This window comes from Thermoactinomyces intermedius, from assembly GCF_013912365.1.
Classification (GTDB): Bacteria; Bacillota; Bacilli; order Thermoactinomycetales; family Thermoactinomycetaceae; genus Thermoactinomyces; species Thermoactinomyces intermedius.
Genome location: NZ_JACETT010000058.1, coordinates 1 through 883, shown reverse-complemented (window position 1 = coordinate 883; position 883 = coordinate 1). Strand labels below are relative to the sequence as shown.

The window sequence follows — 883 nt, the reverse complement described above, 5'->3', positions numbered from 1 at the left end:
GATCCGGTGGAGGAAGTGAAGTTGGAGCGGGGGAGCGACACGTTTTTCCTGATCCAGCGCATTCAGGAAGAAGTACACCGCTTTGCTATCACGTTTCACCGGCAGGTTCGCGGCAAAAGCATGTTCCAATCCGAGTTGGATAAAATCCAGGGAGTCGGGCTGAAACGAAAGCAACGGCTTTATCAACATTTCGGATCCATTGAAAACATGAAAAAAGCTTCCATCGAAGAGTTTCGGAAGGCGGGTATTGGTGATCAGCTGGCCCGGACCATTTTGAAGGAGTTAAACCAATAAGATCCTCGCCGTCGGGAGGGTGAGGATCTTTTTTGCCAATCGATCATTTTATGTAAGGAGGACTTCCAGGTGCGTGACATTCATGAGAAAATCGAAGCCATGGATCCCGTTTATTTTCTTCGTCAATATTCAGGGGGACAAGCCGTTTCGAAACAAATGGTGCAGTTGATTTATGAATTAAAAGAAAGGTACTCTTTTTCCAACGGGGTCATCAACGTTTTACTCGAATTTTGCATGTTGGAAAATAACTATAAGATCACCCGTGCCGATGTACTCAACCTGGCGGAAGATTTATTCCGGAGAAACATTGCCACGGGAAAAGAAGCATTGCATTATTTAAAAAGTTTGCAAAAGCGGAAACACCCGTCTTCACCCCCTGATGCTTCGCGCACCTCCAATCCGGAAAGCCGGGAATACAATATGGAATATGTGGAGACCAATATTGCTTTGCTGGCCAGACAGCTGCATGAGTTGCGAAAGGAAATCAAAGAATCTTTTGTGAAAATGGATCAACAATTGGATCAGATTGAATTACGGCTGAAACAATTGTCTAATCTGATGAAATAAAAAGGAAAAGATAAAAAAGACC

2 protein-coding genes are annotated in these 883 nt (G+C 44.1%); both read left to right on the top strand.

Going from position 1 to position 883, the window contains the following annotated elements; all coding sequences use genetic code 11:
* Positions 1-294, top strand: a 294-nt coding sequence (locus H1R82_RS12630) for a helix-hairpin-helix domain-containing protein (RefSeq protein ID WP_258873905.1), incomplete at its 5' end; no start/stop codon positions are given.
* Positions 295-363: 69 nt separating this feature from the next.
* Positions 364-861, top strand: a complete 498-nt coding sequence (locus H1R82_RS12625; protein WP_181731948.1) for a DnaD domain protein — start codon at positions 364-366, stop codon at positions 859-861.
* The last annotated feature ends 22 nt before the right edge of the window (positions 862-883 follow it).